This window comes from Mycobacterium sp., assembly GCF_051006775.1.
Classification (GTDB): Bacteria; Actinomycetota; Actinomycetes; order Mycobacteriales; family Mycobacteriaceae; genus Mycobacterium.
In genome coordinates, this window is sequence record NZ_JBPCSX010000044.1 from 1 (window position 1) to 3302 (window position 3302).

The following is a 3302-nucleotide window of genomic DNA, read 5'->3' on the forward strand; positions in this document are numbered from 1 at the left end:
GCTGCGGGAAGACGGCGCCAAGGACGTCATCATCGCCGCCACCCACGGCGTGCTCTCTGATCCGGCTGCCGAACGGTTGGCCGCCTGCGGTGCCAGCGAGGTGATCGTCACCAACACCCTGCCGATCGACGAGACCAAGCGGTTCGACACACTGACCGTGCTGTCGATCGCACCGCTACTGGCCAGCACGATCCGCGCTGTGTTCGAAAACGGTTCGGTGACGGGACTTTTCGACGGGGATGCCTAAGACCACGAAGATCGCCGCCGCACTCCTGGCCGTTACGCTCGGGGCGGTCGGCTGCGAGGCTCGCACCGCGGACTACTCCTCCATCTGGACCACCCCGGGCGCCAGCACCGAGACCAGCGCCGAGGCGGCCCCCTCCACCAAGCCGGTGCCGATCGCGCAGTACCTGTCCAGCCAGGGCGTCACCGGTCAGCAGCTTCCGCTGGACAAGCTCACCGACCTGACGGTCACCCTGCCCCGGCCGACCGGCTGGAGCACGTATGCCAATCCGAACTTCTCCCCCGGCACCGAGTCGATCGCCAAGAACAACACCTACCCGACCGCAATGGTCATGGTGTTCAAACTCGACGGGCCCTTCGACGTTCCGAAGGCCCTCGAGCACGCCGACGCCGACGCGCTGCTGTCCAAGAAGTTCATCAAGCTGAACTCCTCGTCCGACGACTTCGACGGCTTTCCGTCGTCGATGATCGAGGGCAGCTACGAACTCAATGGCACCCGGGTGCACACCTACAACCGGATCGTCATCCCGGTGACACCCGCACCGGCGTTCCAGCGGTATCTGGTTCAGTTCACCGTGACGTCGCTGGCCGAGGAGGCGGCCGCCGAGGCCGACGATGTTCAGCAGATCATCGAGGGTTTCTCGGTGTCGGTGAAGTAGCGGATTTCCGCTCCGGCCACGCAATCGGCTAGCCTGGGACCACGTCACGGCGAGGGTGGTTGATCCACCGTTATCGACGAGGCCTCGCTCCCCACGGAGTGTGCCCCCTTCGCCGTGTTGATCCCGATGAAGGCAGGAGCACACCGATGGCCAAAGGCGCCACAACCAACAAGCTGAGCGTGGAAATTCGCACCCGGACCGGCAAGGGCGCCTCGCGGCAGGCCCGCCGCGAGGGCAAGGTTCCGGCGGTTCTCTACGGCCACGGCGCCGAGCCGCAACATCTCGAGCTCAACGCCCGCGAATTCGCCGCGGTGCTGCGCCATTCCGGCGCCAACGCCGTGCTCAGCCTCGACATGGGCGGCGCCGAGCAGCTGGCGCTAACCAAGGCCATCACCGTCCACCCGGTCAAGCGCACCCTGACCCACCTCGACCTGATCATCATCCGCCGCGGCGAGAAGGTGACCGTCGAGGTCCCCGTCCACGTCGAGGGCGAGGCGGCCTCGGGCACCCTGGTCACCCAGGACGCCACCACGATCGAGATCGAGGCCGAGGCGCTGTCGATCCCGGAAAGCCTGAGCGTCTCGGTCGAGGGCGTCGAGGAGGGCACCCAGATCCTGGCCGGCGACGTCACCCTGCCTGCCGGTGTCCTTCTGATCAGCGACCCGGAGATGCTGGTCGTCAACGTCGTGGCCGCCCCGACCGCCGAGGACCTGGAGTCCGAGGGCGGTGGCGAGTCGGTGGAGGATCAGTCCGCCGACGCGGACGCCGAGACCGAGACCGAGGGCGAGTCGGCCGGGTCCGAGTAAGACCCTCCCCGACTCACTTCGATGGCCGACCAGCTGCTGGTCGTCGGCCTGGGCAACCCCGGACCGCAGTACGCCAAGACCCGGCACAACGTCGGCTTCATGGTCGCCGATCTGCTTGCCGCCCGGATCGGTGGTCAGTTCAAGGTGCACAAGCGCTCGGGTGCGGAGATCGTCACCGGCCGGCTGGCCGGGCGTCCGGTGGTGCTGGCCAAGACGCGCTGCTTCATGAACGAGTCCGGCCGCCAGGTCGGTCCGCTGGCGAAGTTCTACTCGGTGCCTGCCGGGGACGTCATCGTCATCCACGACGAGCTCGATATCGACTTCGGCCGGATACGGCTCAAGCTGGGCGGTGGCGAAGGTGGCCACAACGGCCTGCGTTCAGTGGCGAACGCGTTGGGCACCAAGGACTTCCAACGCGTTCGCTTCGGGATCGGTCGCCCGCCGGGACGCAAGGATCCGGCTGCGTTCGTGCTTGAGCCATTCACCGCGGCCGAGCGCAACGAGGTGCCGACGCTGTGCGAACTCGCGGCTGACGCGACAGAGGCGCTGATAGAGCTGGGCGTGGAACCCGCGCAGAACCGGGTGCACGCCTGGTAGCCGCAGGCCGCGTCAGGTGACCAGCGCGACGGAGTTCGCGCGGCGCAGCTTGCCCGACGGGGTCTTGGGGATGGTGCCCGGGCCGAGCACCACAACGTTGCGGGGCCGAACGTCGACCTCGCGGACCACCTCGTGGGCGACCTGTTGCTCGATGCGACGCACTTCGGCCGGGTCCTCCCAGGCATTGGACTCCACCGCCACCGCGAACGTCTCGCGCGAATGGCCGGCGTCGAGGCGGACGGCCACCGCGCAGCCCGGCCGCACGCCCTCCACCCGGCCGGCGGCGCGCTCGATATCGGTCGGGTAGACATTGCGCCCGGCCATGATGATGACGTCCTTGACCCGGCCGCAGACCACGACGTGGCCCTCCTCGGTGAGGTAGCCGAGATCGCCGGTGTCATACCAGCCGTTCTCGTCCTGCGCGGCGACGAAGCCGCCCATCGTGATGTAGCCCGGAGTCAGCGACTCACCCCGCAACTCGATGATGCCGACGCCGCGGGCCGGCAGCACGTTGCCGTCCTCGTCGACGATGCGGGCCTCGAGATCGTGCAGCAGCGGACCCAGGGTGGCAAGCCGGCGGGTGTTGCCCTTCGTCGCCGGGATGGCCCGGCGCAGTGCGGCGAGCAGATCGGCATCGACCTCGTCGACCACCAGTCCGGCGCCGCACTTGGAGAACGACACCGCCAGCGTCGTCTCGGCCATACCGTAGGCAGGCAGGATCGCGCCTGGGCGCAGACCGAACGGCTTACCCGCTTCCAGCAGATCCTCGACATCTGCCGGATCAACCGGCTCGGCGCCCGAGAGTGCGAAACGCAGTGTGGACAGGTCGAATTCGCCCGGTTTGGCCTGCCGGCGCAACCGCTTGCCGAACAAGGCGTACGCGAAATTGGGCGCCGCGGTCATGGTGCCCTTGTACTTGTCGATGAGCTTGGCCCACAGCAGGGTGTCGCGCAGGAAGTCCATCGGCGTGACCTTGACCAGTTCGGCGCCGAAGTAC

4 protein-coding genes and 1 pseudogene are annotated in these 3302 nt (G+C 67.8%); 4 read left to right on the plus strand and 1 reads right to left on the minus strand.

Annotation, left to right across the window (positions count from 1 at the left end):
- The 4 genes and pseudogenes from ACR2JI_RS03110 to pth form a co-directional block, all read left to right on the plus strand.
- A pseudogene (locus ACR2JI_RS03110) lies at positions 1-247 on the plus strand (ribose-phosphate diphosphokinase); the annotation flags it as partial.
- Positions 240-902 carry an LpqN/LpqT family lipoprotein gene (locus ACR2JI_RS03115; RefSeq protein ID WP_526387923.1) on the plus strand — a complete coding sequence of 221 codons (663 nt, stop codon included), beginning with the start codon at positions 240-242 and terminating at the stop codon, positions 900-902. The pseudogene ACR2JI_RS03110 and the gene ACR2JI_RS03115, both read left to right, overlap by 8 nt.
- 146 nt (positions 903-1048) lie before the next feature.
- Positions 1049-1708, plus strand: a complete 660-nt coding sequence (locus ACR2JI_RS03120; RefSeq protein ID WP_526387925.1) for a 50S ribosomal protein L25/general stress protein Ctc — start codon at positions 1049-1051, stop codon at positions 1706-1708.
- A 21-nt stretch (positions 1709-1729) separates the two neighbouring features.
- On the plus strand, positions 1730-2305 hold the full coding sequence (gene pth, locus ACR2JI_RS03125) for an aminoacyl-tRNA hydrolase (RefSeq protein ID WP_526387927.1): 576 nt from the start codon (positions 1730-1732) through the stop codon (positions 2303-2305).
- Positions 2306-2317: 12 nt separating this feature from the next.
- On the opposite strand, the gene ACR2JI_RS03130 is transcribed toward pth, so the two are convergent.
- Positions 2318-3302, minus strand: a 985-nt coding sequence (locus ACR2JI_RS03130) for a long-chain-fatty-acid--CoA ligase (protein ID WP_526387929.1), incomplete at its 5' end; no start/stop codon positions are given.